We start from the raw sequence: 17,265 nt of genomic DNA, 5'->3' as shown, positions 1-17,265 counted from the left end.
GCGTCTCGAAGGATGCACGGTCCGGCTGGTAGCCGTCGACCCTTCGAGACGCGCGCAAGGGCGCGCTCCTCAGGGTGACGGATCTAGCAGCGGGCCTCGAAGAGCTAATTGATATCCGCGAGCTTGTGCAGCGTCGCGCCGAAGATCAGGCTCGCCTTGCCGACCAGCGCGGTTCCACTCATGGTGCCGCGGGTGTCGGTGAAGGTGCCGGAGACGCCGATGCCGACCGGCGCCGGCCCGCCGAACAGCGGGTTGTCGGTCTCGCGCGGCGTGGTGTGGCGTTGCACGAGGACCTCGCCCTTGAACGCATCACCCTTCACCGTGTAGCTGCCGGTGTAATACAGATAGGCATCGCCGCCGAGAATTTGCCCGTCGCGGAAGAGAATCACTCCGCTGCCCTTGCCGACGCGTCCGTCCAGCAGGGTGACGTGGATTGAGTACAGCCCGTTCTTCATAATGTCCCATTTTCCGGCTGCCGCGCCCGCAGCAATCCGGATTGGTTTTTTATGCCAAAGCGAGCAACCTCGTGCAATGCGGCAGGTTGATTCCGGGGGTGTCCGGAGTGACCGTGAACCCTCGGTTCCTGCCAGTCGGTGTGACGGCGCGATGACAGCGGACCGTGCGCGCGAATCGAACTGGCCCGCGAAATGCATAGCTCTGGTTGCACTGGCCGGTGAGTGCTGGAGCGAACACATGTCAGACTGGATTGAATCGGGCGGCCGTTTGGCGCGCCCTCGCAATGCCAATGGAACTTGGGCCCGTCGTGCGGGCCGTGTGATGGTGTCTCTCGGACTGATGATGCTGGTGCTGGCGGCCGCCGTGCAAATCGCGCGGGCGCGCGATCCCGATGGCCGCTACGCCAATTCGCCGCTCAAGGAATGGTTCGACGGTCTGCGCAGCGGCAAAGGGCCATGCTGCTCGGATGCCGACGGCAGCGCGGTCAGCGACGTCGATTGGGAATCGAAGGACGGGCACTACCGCGTGCGTCTCGACGGAGCCTGGGTCGATGTTCCCGACGAGGCTGTGGTCACCGAGCCCAACCGGGTCGGCCGCGCCATGGTCTGGCCGATCAAGAGCTACATGGGCGTGACGATCCGCTGCTTCATGCCCGGCAGCATGACGTAGCGGAGCGGTCGTCGCTCACGCGTATTTCTGGTCGCGCTCGAGCAGTTCGATCGAGATGCCTTGCGGGCCGCGGATGAAGCAGATCCGCACGCCGGGGCGGATCGTGGTCGGCTCCTTGGTGAACTCGACGCCCTTGGCCTTGATCTCGGCCGCAACCGCGTCGATGTCCTTCACGGTCAGCCCGAAATGATCGAGCCCCTGATACGGCGTCACCGGCGGGGCGTTGACGCCGTCGCCTTGCGTCACCTCCGCGATGAACACCTTGGCGCCGCCGAGTTGGACGTCGATGCGGCCGGGGCCGCGGATGATCTCGCCGCCGAGAATGTCGCGCAGCCAGGTCGCGGTTGCCTCGGGATCGGGACTGCGCAGATGGACGTGGTCCCAGGTGACGACAGGCATTGCGATCTCCTCGTTGTTCTCGCGCCGCTTGCGTGCGCGGCACTCGCTCTCGGGCGGCGCAAATCTAGCGAGGGGCCCGTTGGGATGCCATCCCTCCGTGATGCCAGCCGCAAGATTGTCGTCCCGGAATGAAACCATTCCGGCCGTCGGTGATTGGTTTCGCGTGGCCGCTCGACCTGCGGCCGTCCCGGATGCCGCATGCTGAGATGCCCGCGGCTTCTGTGCTGGGCGGCTCGATCGGGCGTCGAGGGTGAGGGCACGACGATGCGGATCGGCTTGGCGTCGTTTCGAAGGCTTACCGCCGGACGTCTCGGTGAGGGCGGCCTTTGCGTCAGCCTGCTGCTGTCGGCGATCGCGGTTGCCGGGATTGCGGCTTGGTTCATGCTCCCTGAGCCGAGTGATGCCGGAGAGCAGGATGTCAGGCCGGCGTCTTCCGCCGTCATCCGCTCCGCGCGGGATGCATCGACCGGTGCGCAGCCTGCCCAAATCACAAATCAAGCCGCTAGGGATGCGCCGGCCGCACCGGCAGGTGAACCGGCCACGGTCGGCATGGCCACCGCCGCGCAGCCAGCCGAGGCGGCCAAAGCGTCCGAGCCCGGAACCGAAAGATCGCCGCTGGACCGGCTGCGGATCGCCTCGCAATCCTGGCGGCGCGGCGGGCTGGGTTCGAAGGTGCTGGTCACCCTGACGGTGCGCAATGCCAATGATTTCGCGGTGAAGGATATCGAGATCGCCTGCGCCTTCATCCGCAGCGACGGCAGCCCCGTGACGGAACGCAAGCGGCTGATCCCGGACACCATCGCTATGAAGAGCCGCAAGACCTATCCGCGAATGCTGATCGGGTTCGTAAACGTTAACGCAAACAAGGCGAAATGCACCGTCGTGACCGCCAGTCGGGCTTAGTCCCTGCATCCCGAAAAAGTGACCGGGAATTGACTTGCCGGGTGAACCGTAACGGCCAGGCAGGAACTAACTAATAAGCCGACCGTTAGAGAACGACCCGGAAGCGCAGGATGGCGTCTGTCCGGGTGATCATGCGCGGACGATGAATTCGTTGCGCGATGGCTGGTGTCGTCGCGTCGAGTTGAACCGCGCCCGTAGCGCGGGGGGAGCACCTAAAATGCCTGTGGCGCGTTATTTCCTGTTCGTTGGTGGCGTGCTGCTTGCGCTGCTGTTCGTCGTCAATGCCTTTGTACCGCAGGAGGCCGTGGTCGCCAGCCAGGGCCTGTCGTCGCCCGGCGTCGACAGCAAGACCATGGTACGCATCAAGTCGACCCAGAAACTGCCGGAGCGGGTGGTGTACGACACCAACCTGCCGACCCTCGTTCCGTCGCAGGTGAACGCGGTTGCCGCAGCGGCCCCGCCGGCTGCCAGCGACGCATCGGCGCAGGCCCGCGTCCGCAACACGTTCGCCCAGTTCATTCCGCCGGAGAAGGCTGACGCACAGAAAGGCACCGTGGTGGCCGAGGCGAAGCCGGCCGAGCAGCCGGTGCAGGCGCCGAAGAAGCACAAGATTGCGCGCAGCCATACGCATTCCCAGCAGCCGATGCGGCTGGCCCAGCCCGGCATGTATCAGCCTTACCGTGTCGCGCAGCAGCAGCCGCGGATGGGCTTCTTCGGCGGCTTCGGCACCTGGTAGACAAGGACACGCCGCAACCGGCAATCGATAGGCCGCCGCAAACACTTGCGGCGGCATTTTCATGTCCGCGAGATCAGGCGGGTAACCGGTTGCGGGTAGGCGGCCGGGTGGCCGGAACCGGTTAGCGCGGCAGGCGCGGAATCTTGTCGGCGAAGCCGTTGTAGCAGGTCAGCCGCTCGTCCTCTTCCTTGACGAACCGACAATCGGCAACGCCCTTGGCAGGGGCGGCTTTTGGCTTGGGCTGCGGCTTGAAGATCTCGTCGTAGCACATCAGCCGCTCCTTGGTGGCGTCGTCGATGTCCTGGCAGGCCTGGAGCTTCTGCGCGACCGATTGCGGCTTGCCCGGTGCAGCCTTTTCGCCCTTCTTGGCTGCCGATTTCTTGCCGACCTGGACCAGCGGCTTGTCGCCGACCATCGGCTGCGGGGCCGCCGCCGGCTTGTCGGCGGCGGGGGGTGGCGTGGTGGCTGGAGCGGTGCCTTGGGCAAGCGCGGCGGCCGGGCAGAGGAGCGCCAGCGCGAGGATGATATGTCTCATGATGAAAATATCCGAAGTGGCGTGATGACCGGAAGGATGGCGCCGGGGATCGGAAAAGCCCGGCAAGCGCCGAGGCTTATCGCAAGTTCTGCCCGAATCCTACCCCCGGAGGGGGCCTGCCCGGCACCGATCCACCGGCAAAGCAGGGGCAATTCGTCGCCGGTTCGGCCGCAAGGGAGCGTGATTTGCGTTTGCCGGGCCGGGCGGCTATGACGGCGCGATCTGCGCGACTGGCGCTTGGATGGACCACCATCGGGGAGCGCAGAGACTGAACGCCGCGCGCCTGGGCACCGCTTCGAAACGGAGGTGCCATGACGGCGAACATTCTTGACGGGCATGCACATGCCCAAATTGTCATCGACAAGGTTGCGAACGAACTGGACCGGCTGCCCCGCGCCCCCGGGCTCACGGTCGTGCTGGTGGGCGATGACCCGGCGAGCCAGATCTACGTGCAGAGCAAGGTCAGGATGGCCGGGCGGCTTGGCCTGCGCGGCGAGGTCGAACGCCTGCCGGATGACGCCAGCGAGGCCGATCTGCTGGCCAGGATCGATGCGCTCAACGCGCGTGACGATATCGACGGCATCCTGATCCAGCTGCCGCTGCCGGCGCATATCGACGCCTTGCGCGTGATGGCGGCGGTCGATCCCGCGAAGGATGTCGACGGCCTGCATGCGCTGAACGCAGGCCGGCTGTTTCACGGCGACGATGCCTTGGTGCCGTGCACGCCGCTCGGCTGCCTCAGGCTGATCAAGTCGATCCGGCCGGATCTCACCGGCGCTCATGCCGTGGTGATCGGCAGCTCCAATATCGTGGGCAAGCCGATGGCCGCGCTGTTGCTGCAGGAGCAGGCGACCGTGACGCAGACCCATATCCACACCCTCGGCATCAGCAAGATCTGCCGTCAGGCCGATATCCTGGTCAGCGCGGTGGGGAAGGCTGCCCTCGTGCGCGGCGACTGGATCAAGCCGCAGGCCATCGTCATCGACGTCGGCACCACGCGCGTCGAGAAGCCGGAGGGCGGCTACGCGGTGTGCGGCGACGTCTTCTTCGACGAGGCGGTGCAGGTCGCCGGCGCGATCACGCCGGTGCCACGCGGCGTCGGCCCGATGACGATCGCCTGCCTGATGGAGAACACCGTGAAGGCCGCCAAGGCGCGGGCGGCCCGGCTGCAACAGCGGGGGATGCCTGCTGCGAGGCGCGAGCGGCGGGCTCCGCGCGCGTCTCGTGCCTGGATGTGACCCCAGAGGTAATGGAACGCCCGCAGCATTGGTCTATCGTCGCGCGACACACGGAGGCGGGCGATGCTGTATGCGGAAGATCTCACCGAGGGCCAGACATTCCAGCTCGGCACCTACACCATCGGCGAAGCCGAGATCCTGGAGTTCGCCGGCAAATATGATCCGGTGCCGATCCATACCGATCCCGTCGCGGCTGCGGCGGGCCCGTTCGGCGGACTGATCGCAAGCGGCTTCAACACCATCGCGATCTATCAACGGCTCGTCGTGGAGGCGATCTGGACCAAGGTGGCGGGCATCGTCGGGCGGAGCTTCGAGATCCGTCTGCCGAGCCCTGTCCGCCCGGGCGCCACGCTCACCGGGCAATCCCAGATCCAGAAAATCACCGTCAGACCGGAACGGCGCGACGCCGTCGTGATCTTCAAGACCGAGCTCGTCAACGACGAGCAGCGCCCCGTCCTTGTCCTGGTTCTCGATGCGCTGATCCACATGCGGCCGGCGGAGCAGCAGCGGACATAACCTCTGCCCGGATCGATCTGGCCGCCCGGCAATGCTGCGGCTACCATGGCAAGCCTGCCCCGAACTGGGCGTATCAATGACGTCGTCCTGATATGGCCGGACCGCCGGGCGGCAAATTCGTCGATACGGTGCAAGACGGATGGTGTGGGCGTGAAGCGCAGCAAGCAGACGCGCAGCGAGATCGAAGCCAAGCAGCACAAGGCTGAGGAATGGCGTCGCACGCTGGCACAACGCGCCGCCGAACGGCTGCGCCTGCGCGACTACAAGATCGCGCTGGCGCGCGACGAGGTTCCGGTGGTCACGAGCCAGCTCGCACCCACGAACAGCTATTCGATTCCTGATTTCGTCGAACGCGGAACCTATCGGCCCGAGCCGTTCGTCTGCAAGGATTGCGGCGTTGCCGAGGTCTGGACGCCGTTGCAGCAGAAATGGTGGTACGAGACTGCCAAGGGCGACGTGTTCACCAAGGCCGTGCGCTGCAGGGCATGCCGCACCAGGGCGCGCGCACGCAAATCCGCCGCGCGCCGCGTGCATCTCGAAGGGCTCGCCAGGAAGAAGCCTTCTGCCACGTAGCGAGCCGTTGCGCCTCGCGTCGGCCACACTGCACACAGCGATGGATCTGGAACCCGCGCGCAGGCGGTCAATGCGTCGCGCGCTCGGAACGTTTCGTGGCCTGATCGGTTCGAGACTTCGAAGCCCCCGGCGAGGGGTGCGGGCGGGGAGGAACCAGCCAGGGAAACATCCAAGGCCGGAACCAACAAAGAAGGAACAGCGGATGAAGCTCAATTCCACGCAAGTCAAGCAGACCATGACGCAACTGAACGCGCAGGTGCTTCCGGATGATCATCCGGCGGTGGCGCAGCTGAACAGCGTGTTCGGCGAGCACACATTCTTCGTCGACACCACCGGGCTCAAGGTACTCGAACCCGCCCAGAGCGCCGACATGTCGGGGCAGACCGGTGAGGTGGTTAGCCTTGCCGAGTGGAGCGATCCGGAGCTGACGTCGCTGCGGCCGCACGAGCCCGAACCGACCGGCGTGCTCATCACGCTTGAACCCAGCAAGCACTAAAGCGATTCAATCGGATCATGCTCTGAGTGCCGCATCGAGCGGCACCGCAATCGGCCTTCTTGATGGCGACAGTCTCCAACGTCACATCAAGAGGTGTCGAAAGTCACATGGCAAATCAGCGCCGCCTGCGTATGCATCGGTTCGAGATGGGTATCCAGGCGGTGAGGGCCAGATGGGGATCGTGCGGCGCTGGAGCTCTGACGAGGACGAGAGGCTCAGAGAACTCGCCAGGGCCGGCAAGAACGCTCTCGAGATCAGCAACGAACTGACCCGCAGCGCATCGGCCGTGCGCCGGCGCGCCGAGGTGCTGTCGGTCCTCATTATGGCCAAGGCGTTTCGCGCGCGCCCCTCGCATGTCGCCACCCATCTGGAGCGGGTCGCGATCGACGCGATCCGACATCGCCGGCCGTTTCCCGCGGGTGTCGGCCCGAGCACCATTGCCGGAATGATCGAGAAAGGCTGGATCCTGCCGGAGATGGGGCGGAAATATCGCGTCACCGATGCCGGCGTGGAGGCCGTGCGCCGGAAGATCCCGAGCGGGTGAGGGCAGCGCAGCAACGGTTCGTGCCGGCCGGACTATTTGAGGCCGGCTGCAAGATTCTGCGCCCGAGACGGATGTCCCATCCGTTCAATCATTGGAGGCGCGACGACCGGAGTCTCCGCGTGTCCCTCCAGCCGTCCGTGTGATTGCGCCGATGCTCAACGCCCAGTTTGCTCCAGCCGACCGGTACCAGCGTTTCGCCGATCTTGCGCCGTTCGTTCGTGAGACGATCGGCACCATCGCGGCATTGACCCCGGCTCAGCGGCTGGACGTGGAATTCCTCGAAAGGGAATTCATCCCTGCGCTTGGCCTCAACGATGAGCTTCTGCGTGAGCAGCCGCCGGAGCTTGCGCCGTATTTCGGCAGGGGCCTCCACCTCTGGCAGTATCCGAGCCAGCTCGCGCCGTATCTGGCCTGGCTTGCGCGCAACGCGTCCGGCATTTCCTCCTACATGGAAATCGGCTGCCGCTGGGGCGGCATGTTCATCCTGGTTGCGGAGTGGCTGAGGCACAGCGGCGCCGATCTCAAGACCGTGATCGCACTCGATCCGATCGCGCCGACGCCCTTCATCTCGACCTATTTCGATCTGCTGCAGGAGCAGGCATCCATCGAGCCGGTCTACATACAGGACTTTTCAACCTCACCGCTGGTCGCCGCCCATGTCGATCGGCTGAGGCCCGACTTCGTTTTCATCGACGGCGATCACAGCCTGCGCGGTGCGCTGCAGGATCACCTGCTGGTGCGCTCTCACGCCAGCATCATCGTGCATCACGACATCCACTCCCAGGCCTGTCCGGATACGACGTTGCTCTGGAAGGCGCTGAAGGAATTCGAGGCACCTGGCTTCGATGCGTTCGAATTCATCAGCCAGTATCCGTCCGTCAACGGATCGTTCCTCGGCATCGGCGCAATGAAGCGGCGGCAAGCCTGAGCTGTTGCCCTAACTGGCGCGCGGCGCCGAAGCAGACGCACCGTTGACTGCACGCGGCGAGGGGCGGCGCGTCTCCAGGTACGAATTGCCCCAGACCCACAGCGACCGGATGACCGGCTCGAGCGAGCGCCCGAGCGGCGTCAGCGAATATTCGACGCGCAGCGGCACCTCCGGATAGATCTCGCGGTGGATCAGATCTGCGGTTTCGAGCTCGCGAAGCTGTCGCGTCAGCATGCGTTGCGAAATCCGCGACAGCCGCCGCCCGAGTTCGTTGAAGCGAATGGTGTCGCCGAGCAAATGATAGAGGATCACGGCCTTCCACTTGCCGTCGATCAGGTCGAGCGTCGCCTCGACCGGGCAGCCGACCGCACAGTCATAGCTCTTCGCATCAAGCTCTTTCATGGTTCACTCCCTGATACTACCGGACATTCCTGTGCGTAATTGTCAGCGCCCAAATTAGCGCGCAACGTCGACCCCGCAAAGCCGAACCTTGCCAAGCGGGTCCGGCGCGCAGGACATATCAACGATAACAGGGAGGGGACCCGCGTGAAGCGAGGGATTTTGTTGATCGCCGCGATGACGGCGAGCGTATTGCTATCGAGTGCGCGTGCGGATGAGGCGGTCCGTGCCGAGATCGTGGCGCGGTTGCCGGAGTCGGTCGGCAACATCGCCATCACGCCGGATAACCAGCTCATCTTCAGCCATCACCCGTTCTTCAGTCCCGAGATCAGGGTCGCCAAGCTGACGTCGCCGACGACATCACAGCCATTTCCAAGCGCGGAGTGGAATACGCCGCGGAAAGGCACCGACCAGTATCTCGACAATGTGCTCGGGCTTCGGTCGGACGAGAATGGCGTGGTGTGGATCATCGACATGGGATTCCGCACCAACATCACGCCCAAGCTGGTCGGATGGAATACGCGCAGCGACAAGCTCGAGCGCATCTACTACATGCCCGATCCGGTCACGCGGCCGGGCTCGCAGCCGCAGGACATCGTGATCGACCAGAAGCATCGCAAGTTCTATATCGCCGACGAGAATATCGGTCCGGGCGGTGACGGATCGCATGCGGCGATCATTGTCATCGATATGGATACCGGACGCGCCAGGCGCGTGCTTGACGGCGACCGCTCCACGATTCCCGAAGACCTGCCGATCACGGTGGACGGCAAGGATCTCACCGTGTCGGGCAAGGACGGCAAGCCGTCCATCATCAAGGTCGGCTGCGATGGCATCACCATGGATGTGAGGTCGGAATGGGTCTATTTCGCGCCGCTCAGCGGCCGCTCGATCTACCGCGTGCGCGTGGCCGACTTGAATGACGAGAAGCTGACACCAGCCGAGCTCAGCGCCAAGGTCGAGCGCTATTCAGACAAGCCGAACAATGGCGGGCTCTCGATCGACTATGCCGGCAATCTCTATCTCACCGCGGTCGAGAGCAAGTCGGTGGGCGTCGTCGGAACCGATCGCAAATATCGCACCTATTTGAGCGATGCGGAGATGGTCTGGCCTGACGGGATCACGGCGTCGGCGGACGGCTACATGTACGTATCGGCGTCGCAGATCTCTGCGGCCGGGATGTTCCACGGCGGCAAGGGCGAGAACAAGGCCCCGTATCTGATCTATCGCTTCAAGCCGCTCGCGGCAGGCTACGTCTCGCGATGACCGCGCATCGCGCGTATTGACGACGATCGCCCGACCTGCTCGCAGGCCGGGCGACACCTGCTATCACGCGTTCGCCGGCCGGTCGCCCAGATTGAGCTTGCTCTTGTCGCCGCCGGCCCACGCCAATGTCTTCGGGTCCATCACGCGGAACCAGAGCGGCGGGATTGCGGCAAGGCCGAACATGCCGGTGTAGCCGTTGGGCAGCCGCGGGATGTCGTCGAAATCGCGCAGCGACTGGTAGGGGCGCATCGGGTTGGCGTGGTGATCGGAATGACGTTGCAGGTGGAACGTCATCAGGTTCGAAACGATGTGGTTGGTGTTCCAGGAGTGGCGCGGCTCGACCGCCTGGTAGCGGCCGTTCGGCAGCTTCTCGCGCAGCAATCCGTAGTGCTCGACATAATTGGCCTGGGTCAGCGCGTACCAGCCGAGGAAATGGTGCGCGACGATGAACGGCGCGACCTTCCAGCCGAACAGTGCGATCAGAATGGCCGCGACGACGAGCGTCAGCGCAAAGCCCTGCAGGATCTCGTTGTTGACCGACCAGACCGGCTCGCCGCGCCGGGTCAGCCGCTCGGCCTCATTGCGCCAGCCGCGCTTGAAGGCGCCCGGCAGCTCGCGGGTGGCAAACGTATAGATCGATTCACCGAACCGCGCGCTGGCGGGATCCTCGGGGGTCGCGACCCAGGTGTGATGGCCGCGATTATGCTCGACGCGGAAATGGGCGTAACCCACCGCGCAGTTGGCGAGCATGCCGAACAAGATGTTGAGCCGGTCAGCCTTGTGGCCGAGCTCGTGCCCGATCAACAGCGCGCCGCCATTGATGGTGCCGACGCCAAGCAGCAACGCGACATAGGACCACCACGGCAGCTCCTGCGTGCCGAAGAAAGCGATCAGGGCGACGTAGTTGATCCAGGGAAACACCACGGTGATGCGCGCCAGCCGCAGGTAATAGGGATCGGCCTCCATCGCCGCGACCACTTCTGCCGGCGGATTGTGGGTGTCTTCGCCGAACAGGACATCGAGCAGCGGGATCAGGATGAAGATGAAGACGAACGGAATCAGTGTCACCAGCGGATTGTGCGTCTGCAGAAACCACCAGTAGGACAACAGCGGGATCAGCGGCGGGATGAACGAGAGCATCCACAGATAGCGCTTGCCGTCCTGGTAGGTGATGGTTTCGCCCGTGGCATTGGTGCCTGTGAATATCATCGCATTCCCTCCAGCATCTCTTGTCGAGGCGGCGTTCGCCGTTGTTTCCCTGAGGATGCCGCGAGGCGGGCCTGCGCCGCCAGTTCCCAATAGGCCAATTTTGTGGCATTTTGCGCCAAGCGGCTGGACGTTCGCGAGGGAGGGCGCCAAGGCAATGCAGGGATCGGAGGCCGATGCCCTTCGCACCCCGGTGTCCGTGAGCTATGCGCGGGCGCTGGTGCGGGCGTTTGGCAAGACGCGCGGCGAGCGCGACGAGCTGCTGCAGGGCATCGCAATCCAGCAGGACGTGCTCGACCAGCCCGGCGCTCACATGCCGGTGTCGTCGCTGGTGATCCTCGCCGCCAACATCACCCGCCGGCATGGCGAGCTGTGGCCGCTGTCGGCCGCGGCGGTCTGGTCGACATCGCTGCAAGGCGCGCTCGACGTCGCGACCAGGACGGCGCCGACCATTGCGGATGCGCTCAACACCGGCGCGCGCTTCGGGTCGACCCGCGCGCCTTTCATCCGCAATCGGCTGTGCACAACGCCGCGCTCGATCCAGATTGAAATCTCTCCCGCGGTCGCCATGGATGGCGCGCTGTGGCGCGCCGTGGCGCTGGCGGTCAGCCTCAACGTGCACGCGGTCTATGCGCAGCTGCTCGAGGATGCGATCGACCAGGCGACCTTGCAGTTTCCCTGGCCGCCGCCCGCGGGCGCGGAGCGGCTGATGCAGCATTATTCCTGCGCGGTGAAGTTCAACGCCGCCGCCTTCATCTTCGATGTGCCGAAGCAGCTATGCGCGCGGCCTTCGCCGTTTGCCGATCCGGAATTGCACGCCAAGGCGATCGAAGCGCTCGAGGAAATCGAGAAGCCGCGCTCCGACACCGCGGCGCTGGCGCGGATCGTCGAGAGCCTGATTGCGGCGCGGCTGCCGCAGCGCCTCGGCGAGGAGGAAGCCGCGCGCCTCGTCGGCACCTCGCGGCGGACGCTGGTGCGGCGGCTGGCGGAGGCGGGCTGCGCCTTCCGGCCGCTGCTCGACGGCGTGCTGCGGGAGCGCGCGCGGACAATGCTCGCGGCCGATTCACAGTCGCGCGACGAGATGGCGGCCGCGCTCGGCTACACCGACGCGACGAGCTTCAGCCGCGCCTGCAGGCGCTGGTTCGGCGAGAAGAGCTTGCGCAGCTAGCTCAGCGGCGCGCTTTGGCGCGGCTGTGCAGGCTTTCCACCGTTCGACAGAGGTTGGGTGGCTGGCGGATCGTCGCGCTTGCGCTTCGCGGTCCATGCGACAAACGGGTAGGCCAGGAGCGCCAGGTAGCTGGAGGGCATTGGATGATCGACGCCAAACGCGTTCGGATGCTGCCCCTTCGGAAGGTAGGCGCTCCCGAACAGCACGTCGTAGAACGAGAACAGCCCGGCGAAGTTCTTGTCTCTCGCTGCCGTGTCGCTGCTGTGGTGCCAGTGATGAAATTCCGGCGACACCAGGACGTGGCGCAGCGGTCCATAGTTCAGGCGAACATTGGCGTGAACCAGCCAGGCCTGCCAGTAGTAGACGAGCAGATAGGTCGCGATCGCTTCGGTAGAGAAACCGAGCGCGTAAAGCGGAAACAGCGCGCCGGCCTTCATGAACATCACGTCGAGCGGGTGCTGGTGAATCGCAGCGAGCCAATCCAGTTCCTCGACAGCGTGGTGAACGGAATGGATCTGCCACATGGCGGGCACGACGTGCAGGATGCGGTGCGTCCAGTAGACGCCGAGGTCGGCGATCAGGATCACAAGGGGCACTTGAGCCAGATACGGAAGATCGCCGATCGTCTGCGTCACTGCCGCAGGCAGGATCGATTGATTGACCAGAATGGCCGCCGTCATGATGGCGATCACACCGGCCAGCACCAGCCCGGCGTTGATGAACAGGAAGGCCATGTCGGTCAGCAGGCCACGTCTGAAAATCTTCTGAGGCCTCGCGGCGAACAGTCGCTCGAAAGGCACGAAGATCAAAACCGCCAGCAAAAGCTGAGTCAGTCCAAATAGATCGCGCATTCAAAATGGCCGCCTGAAATAGCGGTAGCCTATCACCTCGGCTCCCAACAACGTCAATAGGAAGGAAAGCCCAAGCGCAAGAAGCGTTAAGCGGGAGCGTTAATCGGCCCGGTTCCAGGTCGCCGGGCGGGGCAGGAAACCAGCCAGGTCCAACGCCGCAGATCTTCGCGGTCGGGGAGATGCAGGTCTATTCCTGTGGTCGGGTCGACCGCGCACGAGCCACGCCGGCATGAGCTTGCTTGCGGCGGATCAAGAGTCCTATGCCGCCGACGACCGCTAACAGTGCTCCGGCGATCATGAGCCAATGCGGCAATTGCAATGACAGCAAGAAGTCCTTTGCCATTGTCACTCCAGGACGTCGTACTCAAATGCTATGCCCTCAGGGTCGTTTTCCTCTAGCCATTTTTCAGCGACCTCGATCGTTGCGAAGACCTTGATATGGTTCTCGTCGCCGACCTTTTTCGCTGCGTCCGTGTAGATCCAGACAGTTTTCATCGCATCAACTCAAAAGGTCTGACCTTGCTCAACCGCAACCTGGTGCCGACAACGTGCCGCAGCAGCATATGTCGGGTGCCAACTGTGATCCGATCTCGTTGGATGTCGTCCTGCCCGGCGTGGTAAGTCTGCATGTCGGCACCAAACTTGCGGGCGACCTCCGGCGGGACCTCAATCGGCTTTCGGGGAATGGGCAAGCCAGAGAGATAGGGACCTTGGCTTTCGTCGTCAGTCGCGCGTGAGCGGTGAAAGCTGTTGTGGCTCGCGACAGACCAATCGTGCCAAGCCTATCTGCCGGTCAGTGCATGAAAGCCACCATCAGCGCAATCGTGACCAAGACGTATGTGCTTGTAACGGTGATGCCCAGGTATAAGCGCTCCATAACGGCCTCGCTGCCTTTCAAGGTGAGGTGCCGCCCCCTCGTTGTTCATCGTAGCGCTTGCTGCGCACCGCGAAGTTGGAATTTCGACTTACGGTGGGTCTACAGGAAGCACCATCGGGATTAGTCCTTGTGGGCCACCCCGGTATTGCGGCGATCCCGCCTGTCGCTGACGCCCGCGATGGGCTAATTCAGCGACGGTGCATCTAAAGCACCACGACTTGGAAATCGTTGCTTGCCTGCATCAAGGATCAGGACGTTCGGAATGGTCATTGGCTGGCTAACGCTGGCCTTTATTGCGTTTGCCACACTGTCGCCGATCCGGGACCGCCCCTCGTTTGCTGATGATCCGCACGTCGAGCATTTCGCCGCATTCGCGGTGATGGCATTGGCCTTTGTGGTCGGCTATCCCCGGCGCGCCATGCCGATCGTGCTCTTAGTCGTTTTCAGTGCGTTCACGCTCGAAGCAATGCAATTGCTAACCCCTGACCGGCACGGCCACCTGGCCGACGCATTCTTCAAGGTTGCAGGAGGCATCGCCGGGATCGGAGCGGGCCAGCTTCTACTGCTGCTCGTTCTGCGCAACCAGTCCGGCCGGTGACTTCAACCGTTGAACTTCGCGAACGGCCAAGCAGCTTCTCCAGGGTCGAGAAACGGCGCCTTGCTGAAGCGAGCACGACAGTCAGACGCTGACGGCCTCCGTGATCATGCGGCGTTGTCATAGTGCCCTGCGCAGGCGGTCAGCAATTTGCTCAGGGCAAATACACTTGCGCCGTCCAACGCATGGCAGTTCAAACGAGGCGTTCGTTCGGAGTTTGATGCCGCGTCTACGCTCGTCCTAGCTTCGTTTCAGGCGAGCGATCCTCTTGTAGTCGATCCACAACTCGACGAATTCGTGCTCGTCCAAAAAACTCTCAGCTCGGCGCTTTGCCTCCTCGTCGTCATTGCAACGAAGTTCATACGTTGCGCGGGCGACGCCGGCCGGGTCTACTCCAAATGCCACGTAAGGTTTGCGTTCTTCAATCATTTTGTCCCCACGACTTAATGGCAGTCCGATTGACGCAGCTCGGCGTCGGAAGATGTCATTGCAAATCGATGTATCTCAAATAACGAAGGAGGCCGCCGGCCGCTGAACAGCGGCCTCCTGGACCCCGATTTCAAATGAACGTCTTGGCAAAAAAATCGCCGCCCAAGGTCCGATATAAGTAGAAGGCAAATGCGCTACCCAGTGAAGTCCAAACACGCCTATCCACATAGGGAACTGTCGTGACGTTGCGAGCGCGACACACTTCTGTGACCTCGGAGCGATCTGCATCGCCCGCGATCCGCGCAACCATGTTCGATGCAATCGGTGATGCGCGGGTTCGATGTTTTCACGAGCCGGCGCCGATGACGATCGGAGCGAGCGGAAATCTCGATGCCGGGCTGCGCGAGGCGGGATAATAATCCGGTTCGACGACGATGATGACTACGCGCCGCACGACGTTGATCGGATGCTGGTCCTTGTGCAGGAGCGTGGTGCGGATTTCGCGAAACTTTTCGGCTTTCGCAGTGGTCATATGGCCGAAATGTTTCCCACCTCTTGGTGACCCCGCAGATGTCCTATTGCGCTTGACCGGGTCGGACTCGGCGTATCAGCAGTGAACCTGCGCGGCGAACCTCGGGCGGGATCTCAAGCGGTTTCGGGTAGGGGGCATCGGTCGAAATATCGACATGTGGCGTTCGGCCACGTGTGTGCAGGTTCACAGAAGCATCGAAAACCAAGTGCTATATTTAAGAAGATATTGCGGTCGTTCATATTGCTGACGGAGTCCACGATGAATTGCACGGCATCGATACAGCCAAGGTTCCTCGTTCGAAAAGGAAGCACCGACTGGATGGTCTACGATCGACAACGCAAGGGGGCGGCCCAATTGAACGATTACAGTTTGGCTGAGAAACTGACGAAGGAGCAGGCCGAGCAGATCAAGCAGCGGCTGGCGACCTGGAACCTTCAGCCGAGTTGAACTAGCCCGAAACGCCCTTCGCGAAGTTGATTGCCTCGCCGCCGTGACTGTTGCGGTGCATAGACTGATTTTAAGAAAGAGGAGCCGGCGCCAGGGCCTGTACGCCAGCTCCTCCGAAACGGAGACCGTAAGACGTTCCCCAAACCGGTCCCGTCCCTCTGAGAAGCCTGCGCCGACCTGCTTGCTGATTTGCTAACGGCCCGCTCGGCCAGCCCTCGACAGGCGGCGAATGGATATCGTTTTCCGGCAGGCCGGGCGGGAGTAACCCTTAATGGCGTTGCTTGGGGGCGGAACGAGCGGCGATATCGGAGGTAGGTTGTCGGCTCCCGACCCTTACACCCCCAACCCGGTCGGGAGTTGACAGAATGGCGACCTCGACGCGCCGTCCGCGTCGGGGTCGTTCCTCATTGCGCACATCGCATTTCAGAACAAACGCCAATCCGCCCTGTTGCGCCCTTGTCGCGCGGAGTGATTTGAGGCGGTTGGTAATGTCCTGATTTTGCTCGCAGCGAGTTGGGCTTGCTCGTAACACGAATACGATCACCCAGAACGAAATTGGTTCGTCCCAAACCATTGGACGATCGATGAAAACGCTCGCGCGCTCGGAGAGATTCGAATTGATTCTTTAACTAATTGATTTAATTGAAGTTTATTCGACGTTAGTCTACCAAAGGGGCGGTCCGAGGGACAGCTGGTTCTTGATCGAATTCGAGGGACAGTTCGACCTCATCGAGGTTTTCGGTTTTACACTAAGGGTGGGGCGGGGCATGCAGTCCTCGAAGCTATTCTTCGGGCAGGGAACGAGCAATCCGATAGTTAGCGCGACCGACCTGCGCGAATATTTGCGAGATGACCTGAAGTACCAGTATCAGGATGGTTTCAGCATGGCGGAGGCTGCGAAATGTTGGGTGGCAGCGGCTGGGCGTGTTCCAACTTCGATTGCGGCGCTCGTCGGAAGCGACAAGCTAAACTCGGCGCATTTTGAATTTCCGACGCTGGTATGGGGCCGCGGTACCGCGATGACGGATGTTATGGCGTTCTCGCCTGATTGTGTTCTCGCCGTTGAGGCTAAAGTTATCGAACCATTTGATGACCTTGTGTCGGTGTGGATCGAGCGAAACGCTAAGAATGTGAGATCGCCGCCTCATCGAAAGAAAACAATTGAGAGATATGCGCAGGCATTTGGTGTTGCGTTCGACGACCTACTGCACGTCAGGTATCAACTGCTGCAGAGGACCTTGGCAACCGCTCTTACTGCGCGTTCCAACAGCATATCGCACGCGTGGATGATAGTTCAGTCGTTTGCCGCCCCCGATAGTGATGGTCACGAAAGAAATTACGTGGATTTCCGTCGTTTCCAACAAGTAGTCGGTGAGGCTCCCATACTCGGAGGTCAGCGCGTTCGGCTTGAATGGGTAGATGCTTACTGAGAACAGGAACGAGTTAGCCACTCGAGCCTCGCCAGAGGTCCGCTAACTTCGCCATTGCAACGGCGACATAGT

At 62.7% G+C, this 17,265-nt stretch carries 23 protein-coding genes and 1 riboswitch; of the genes, 14 read left to right on the top strand and 9 right to left on the bottom strand.

Annotated elements, in window-relative coordinates:
* Positions 1–104 precede the first annotated feature (104 nt).
* On the bottom strand, positions 105–455 hold the full coding sequence (locus ACVIGA_RS03280) for a GrlR family regulatory protein (protein ID WP_092114933.1): 351 nt from the start codon (positions 453–455) through the stop codon (positions 105–107).
* Positions 456–693: 238 nt separating this feature from the next.
* Here ACVIGA_RS03280 and ACVIGA_RS03275 point away from each other — a divergent pair, with 238 nt between their 5' ends.
* Positions 694–1,125 (top strand): hypothetical protein, encoded by a 432-nt coding sequence (locus ACVIGA_RS03275; RefSeq protein WP_375789532.1) that lies wholly within the window; start codon positions 694–696, stop codon positions 1,123–1,125.
* Positions 1,126–1,140: 15 nt separating this feature from the next.
* On the opposite strand, the gene ACVIGA_RS03270 is transcribed toward ACVIGA_RS03275, so the two are convergent.
* Positions 1,141–1,524, bottom strand: a complete 384-nt coding sequence (locus ACVIGA_RS03270) for a VOC family protein (protein WP_173642388.1) — start codon at positions 1,522–1,524, stop codon at positions 1,141–1,143.
* Between the two features lie 549 nt (positions 1,525–2,073).
* Here ACVIGA_RS03270 and ACVIGA_RS03265 point away from each other — a divergent pair.
* Together ACVIGA_RS03265 and ACVIGA_RS03260 are read left to right on the top strand one after the other, a co-directional pair.
* Positions 2,074–2,427, top strand: a complete 354-nt coding sequence (locus ACVIGA_RS03265; RefSeq protein WP_456665281.1) for a hypothetical protein — start codon at positions 2,074–2,076, stop codon at positions 2,425–2,427.
* Between the two features lie 217 nt (positions 2,428–2,644).
* Complete coding sequence (locus tag ACVIGA_RS03260; RefSeq protein ID WP_375775200.1) at positions 2,645–3,163, top strand: hypothetical protein; 519 nt, start codon at positions 2,645–2,647, stop codon at positions 3,161–3,163.
* A gap of 121 nt (positions 3,164–3,284) precedes the next feature.
* Here the strand turns inward: ACVIGA_RS03260 and ACVIGA_RS03255 are convergent, their stop codons facing one another.
* Positions 3,285–3,698, bottom strand: a complete 414-nt coding sequence (locus tag ACVIGA_RS03255; protein ID WP_097675130.1) for a hypothetical protein — start codon at positions 3,696–3,698, stop codon at positions 3,285–3,287.
* 216 nt (positions 3,699–3,914) lie between these two features.
* Positions 3,915–3,994, top strand: a riboswitch (ZMP/ZTP riboswitch).
* Positions 3,995–4,009: 15 nt separating this feature from the next.
* Here ACVIGA_RS03255 and ACVIGA_RS03250 point away from each other — a divergent pair.
* The 6 genes from ACVIGA_RS03250 to ACVIGA_RS03225 all read left to right on the top strand — a co-directional run bounded on the left by ACVIGA_RS03250 (position 4,010) and on the right by ACVIGA_RS03225 (position 7,993).
* Positions 4,010–4,936, top strand: a complete 927-nt coding sequence (locus ACVIGA_RS03250; RefSeq protein ID WP_456665280.1) for a bifunctional 5,10-methylenetetrahydrofolate dehydrogenase/5,10-methenyltetrahydrofolate cyclohydrolase — start codon at positions 4,010–4,012, stop codon at positions 4,934–4,936.
* Positions 4,937–4,999: 63 nt separating this feature from the next.
* Positions 5,000–5,452, top strand: a complete 453-nt coding sequence (locus ACVIGA_RS03245) for a MaoC/PaaZ C-terminal domain-containing protein (RefSeq protein WP_456665279.1) — start codon at positions 5,000–5,002, stop codon at positions 5,450–5,452.
* Positions 5,453–5,602: 150 nt separating this feature from the next.
* A complete protein-coding gene (locus tag ACVIGA_RS03240; protein ID WP_456665278.1) occupies positions 5,603–6,025 on the top strand; it encodes a zinc-ribbon domain containing protein in 423 nt (140 codons plus the stop codon).
* Between the two features lie 202 nt (positions 6,026–6,227).
* Complete coding sequence (locus ACVIGA_RS03235) at positions 6,228–6,521, top strand: hypothetical protein (RefSeq protein ID WP_456665277.1); 294 nt, start codon at positions 6,228–6,230, stop codon at positions 6,519–6,521.
* Positions 6,522–6,693: 172 nt separating this feature from the next.
* Positions 6,694–7,065 carry a hypothetical protein gene (locus ACVIGA_RS03230; RefSeq protein ID WP_456665276.1) on the top strand — a complete coding sequence of 124 codons (372 nt, stop codon included), beginning with the start codon at positions 6,694–6,696 and terminating at the stop codon, positions 7,063–7,065.
* Positions 7,066–7,216: 151 nt separating this feature from the next.
* Positions 7,217–7,993: a hypothetical protein gene (locus tag ACVIGA_RS03225; RefSeq protein ID WP_456665275.1), complete on the top strand. Its 777-nt coding sequence runs from the start codon at positions 7,217–7,219 to the stop codon at positions 7,991–7,993.
* A 9-nt stretch (positions 7,994–8,002) separates the two neighbouring features.
* On the opposite strand, the gene ACVIGA_RS03220 is transcribed toward ACVIGA_RS03225, so the two are convergent.
* Positions 8,003–8,395 carry a winged helix-turn-helix transcriptional regulator gene (locus ACVIGA_RS03220; RefSeq protein ID WP_375775192.1) on the bottom strand — a complete coding sequence of 131 codons (393 nt, stop codon included), beginning with the start codon at positions 8,393–8,395 and terminating at the stop codon, positions 8,003–8,005.
* A 144-nt stretch (positions 8,396–8,539) separates the two neighbouring features.
* On the opposite strand from ACVIGA_RS03220, the gene ACVIGA_RS03215 reads away from it, so the two are divergent.
* Complete coding sequence (locus ACVIGA_RS03215; protein ID WP_456665274.1) at positions 8,540–9,658, top strand: L-dopachrome tautomerase-related protein; 1,119 nt, start codon at positions 8,540–8,542, stop codon at positions 9,656–9,658.
* Between the two features lie 63 nt (positions 9,659–9,721).
* On the opposite strand, the gene ACVIGA_RS03210 is transcribed toward ACVIGA_RS03215, so the two are convergent.
* Positions 9,722–10,867 (bottom strand): alkane 1-monooxygenase, encoded by a 1,146-nt coding sequence (locus ACVIGA_RS03210; protein WP_456665273.1) that lies wholly within the window; start codon positions 10,865–10,867, stop codon positions 9,722–9,724.
* 154 nt (positions 10,868–11,021) lie between these two features.
* Here ACVIGA_RS03210 and ACVIGA_RS03205 point away from each other — a divergent pair, with 154 nt between their 5' ends.
* Positions 11,022–12,032 carry a helix-turn-helix domain-containing protein gene (locus tag ACVIGA_RS03205; protein ID WP_456665272.1) on the top strand — a complete coding sequence of 337 codons (1,011 nt, stop codon included), beginning with the start codon at positions 11,022–11,024 and terminating at the stop codon, positions 12,030–12,032.
* On the opposite strand, the gene ACVIGA_RS03200 is transcribed toward ACVIGA_RS03205, so the two are convergent.
* Together ACVIGA_RS03200 and ACVIGA_RS03195 are read right to left on the bottom strand one after the other, a co-directional pair.
* Complete coding sequence (locus tag ACVIGA_RS03200) at positions 12,029–12,766, bottom strand: sterol desaturase family protein (RefSeq protein ID WP_456665271.1); 738 nt, start codon at positions 12,764–12,766, stop codon at positions 12,029–12,031. The two genes, ACVIGA_RS03205 and ACVIGA_RS03200, sit on opposite strands and share 4 nt — an antisense overlap.
* Positions 12,767–13,228: 462 nt before the next feature.
* A complete protein-coding gene (locus ACVIGA_RS03195; RefSeq protein ID WP_223967418.1) occupies positions 13,229–13,378 on the bottom strand; it encodes a hypothetical protein in 150 nt (49 codons plus the stop codon).
* A gap of 644 nt (positions 13,379–14,022) precedes the next feature.
* On the opposite strand from ACVIGA_RS03195, the gene ACVIGA_RS03190 reads away from it, so the two are divergent.
* On the top strand, positions 14,023–14,358 hold the full coding sequence (locus ACVIGA_RS03190) for a VanZ family protein (RefSeq protein WP_456665270.1): 336 nt from the start codon (positions 14,023–14,025) through the stop codon (positions 14,356–14,358).
* A gap of 237 nt (positions 14,359–14,595) precedes the next feature.
* On the opposite strand, the gene ACVIGA_RS03185 is transcribed toward ACVIGA_RS03190, so the two are convergent.
* Positions 14,596–14,784 (bottom strand): hypothetical protein, encoded by a 189-nt coding sequence (locus ACVIGA_RS03185; protein ID WP_375775186.1) that lies wholly within the window; start codon positions 14,782–14,784, stop codon positions 14,596–14,598.
* Between the two features lie 346 nt (positions 14,785–15,130).
* A complete protein-coding gene (locus ACVIGA_RS03180; RefSeq protein WP_456665269.1) occupies positions 15,131–15,316 on the bottom strand; it encodes a hypothetical protein in 186 nt (61 codons plus the stop codon).
* A 318-nt stretch (positions 15,317–15,634) separates the two neighbouring features.
* Here ACVIGA_RS03180 and ACVIGA_RS03175 point away from each other — a divergent pair, with 318 nt between their 5' ends.
* A complete protein-coding gene (locus ACVIGA_RS03175) occupies positions 15,635–15,763 on the top strand; it encodes a hypothetical protein (protein ID WP_263009970.1) in 129 nt (42 codons plus the stop codon).
* A 698-nt stretch (positions 15,764–16,461) separates the two neighbouring features.
* The gene (locus tag ACVIGA_RS03170) at positions 16,462–17,193 is read left to right on the top strand and encodes a DUF6946 family protein (RefSeq protein ID WP_456665268.1); all 732 of its coding nucleotides are present in this window, start codon (positions 16,462–16,464) and stop codon (positions 17,191–17,193) included.
* Positions 17,194–17,265 lie beyond the last annotated feature (72 nt).

This window comes from Bradyrhizobium sp. USDA 3240 (genome assembly GCF_054063295.1).
Note: the sequence above shows the minus strand (reverse complement) of the source record. Positions and strands in the feature narration are given on the sequence as shown.

Bases quoted from the DNA above. Each gene is read 5' to 3' on its own strand.
- ACVIGA_RS03280 (WP_092114933.1), bottom strand. From the start codon at position 455: ATGAAGAACGGGCTGTACTCAATCCACGTCACCCTGCTGGACGGACGC.
- ACVIGA_RS03275 (WP_375789532.1), top strand. From the start codon at position 694: ATGTCAGACTGGATTGAATCGGGCGGCCGTTTGGCGCGCCCTCGCAAT.
- ACVIGA_RS03270 (WP_173642388.1), bottom strand. From the start codon at position 1,524: ATGCCTGTCGTCACCTGGGACCACGTCCATCTGCGCAGTCCCGATCCC.
- ACVIGA_RS03265 (WP_456665281.1), top strand. From the start codon at position 2,074: ATGGCCACCGCCGCGCAGCCAGCCGAGGCGGCCAAAGCGTCCGAGCCC.
- ACVIGA_RS03260 (WP_375775200.1), top strand. From the start codon at position 2,645: ATGCCTGTGGCGCGTTATTTCCTGTTCGTTGGTGGCGTGCTGCTTGCG.
- ACVIGA_RS03255 (WP_097675130.1), bottom strand. From the start codon at position 3,698: ATGAGACATATCATCCTCGCGCTGGCGCTCCTCTGCCCGGCCGCCGCG.
- ACVIGA_RS03250 (WP_456665280.1), top strand. From the start codon at position 4,010: ATGACGGCGAACATTCTTGACGGGCATGCACATGCCCAAATTGTCATC.
- ACVIGA_RS03245 (WP_456665279.1), top strand. From the start codon at position 5,000: ATGCTGTATGCGGAAGATCTCACCGAGGGCCAGACATTCCAGCTCGGC.
- ACVIGA_RS03235 (WP_456665277.1), top strand. From the start codon at position 6,228: ATGAAGCTCAATTCCACGCAAGTCAAGCAGACCATGACGCAACTGAAC.
- ACVIGA_RS03230 (WP_456665276.1), top strand. From the start codon at position 6,694: ATGGGGATCGTGCGGCGCTGGAGCTCTGACGAGGACGAGAGGCTCAGA.
- ACVIGA_RS03225 (WP_456665275.1), top strand. From the start codon at position 7,217: ATGCTCAACGCCCAGTTTGCTCCAGCCGACCGGTACCAGCGTTTCGCC.
- ACVIGA_RS03220 (WP_375775192.1), bottom strand. From the start codon at position 8,395: ATGAAAGAGCTTGATGCGAAGAGCTATGACTGTGCGGTCGGCTGCCCG.
- ACVIGA_RS03210 (WP_456665273.1), bottom strand. From the start codon at position 10,867: ATGATATTCACAGGCACCAATGCCACGGGCGAAACCATCACCTACCAG.
- ACVIGA_RS03205 (WP_456665272.1), top strand. From the start codon at position 11,022: ATGCAGGGATCGGAGGCCGATGCCCTTCGCACCCCGGTGTCCGTGAGC.
- ACVIGA_RS03200 (WP_456665271.1), bottom strand. From the start codon at position 12,766: ATGGCCTTCCTGTTCATCAACGCCGGGCTGGTGCTGGCCGGTGTGATC.
- ACVIGA_RS03195 (WP_223967418.1), bottom strand. From the start codon at position 13,378: ATGAAAACTGTCTGGATCTACACGGACGCAGCGAAAAAGGTCGGCGAC.
- ACVIGA_RS03190 (WP_456665270.1), top strand. From the start codon at position 14,023: ATGGTCATTGGCTGGCTAACGCTGGCCTTTATTGCGTTTGCCACACTG.
- ACVIGA_RS03185 (WP_375775186.1), bottom strand. From the start codon at position 14,784: ATGATTGAAGAACGCAAACCTTACGTGGCATTTGGAGTAGACCCGGCC.
- ACVIGA_RS03180 (WP_456665269.1), bottom strand. From the start codon at position 15,316: ATGACCACTGCGAAAGCCGAAAAGTTTCGCGAAATCCGCACCACGCTC.
- ACVIGA_RS03175 (WP_263009970.1), top strand. From the start codon at position 15,635: ATGGTCTACGATCGACAACGCAAGGGGGCGGCCCAATTGAACGATTAC.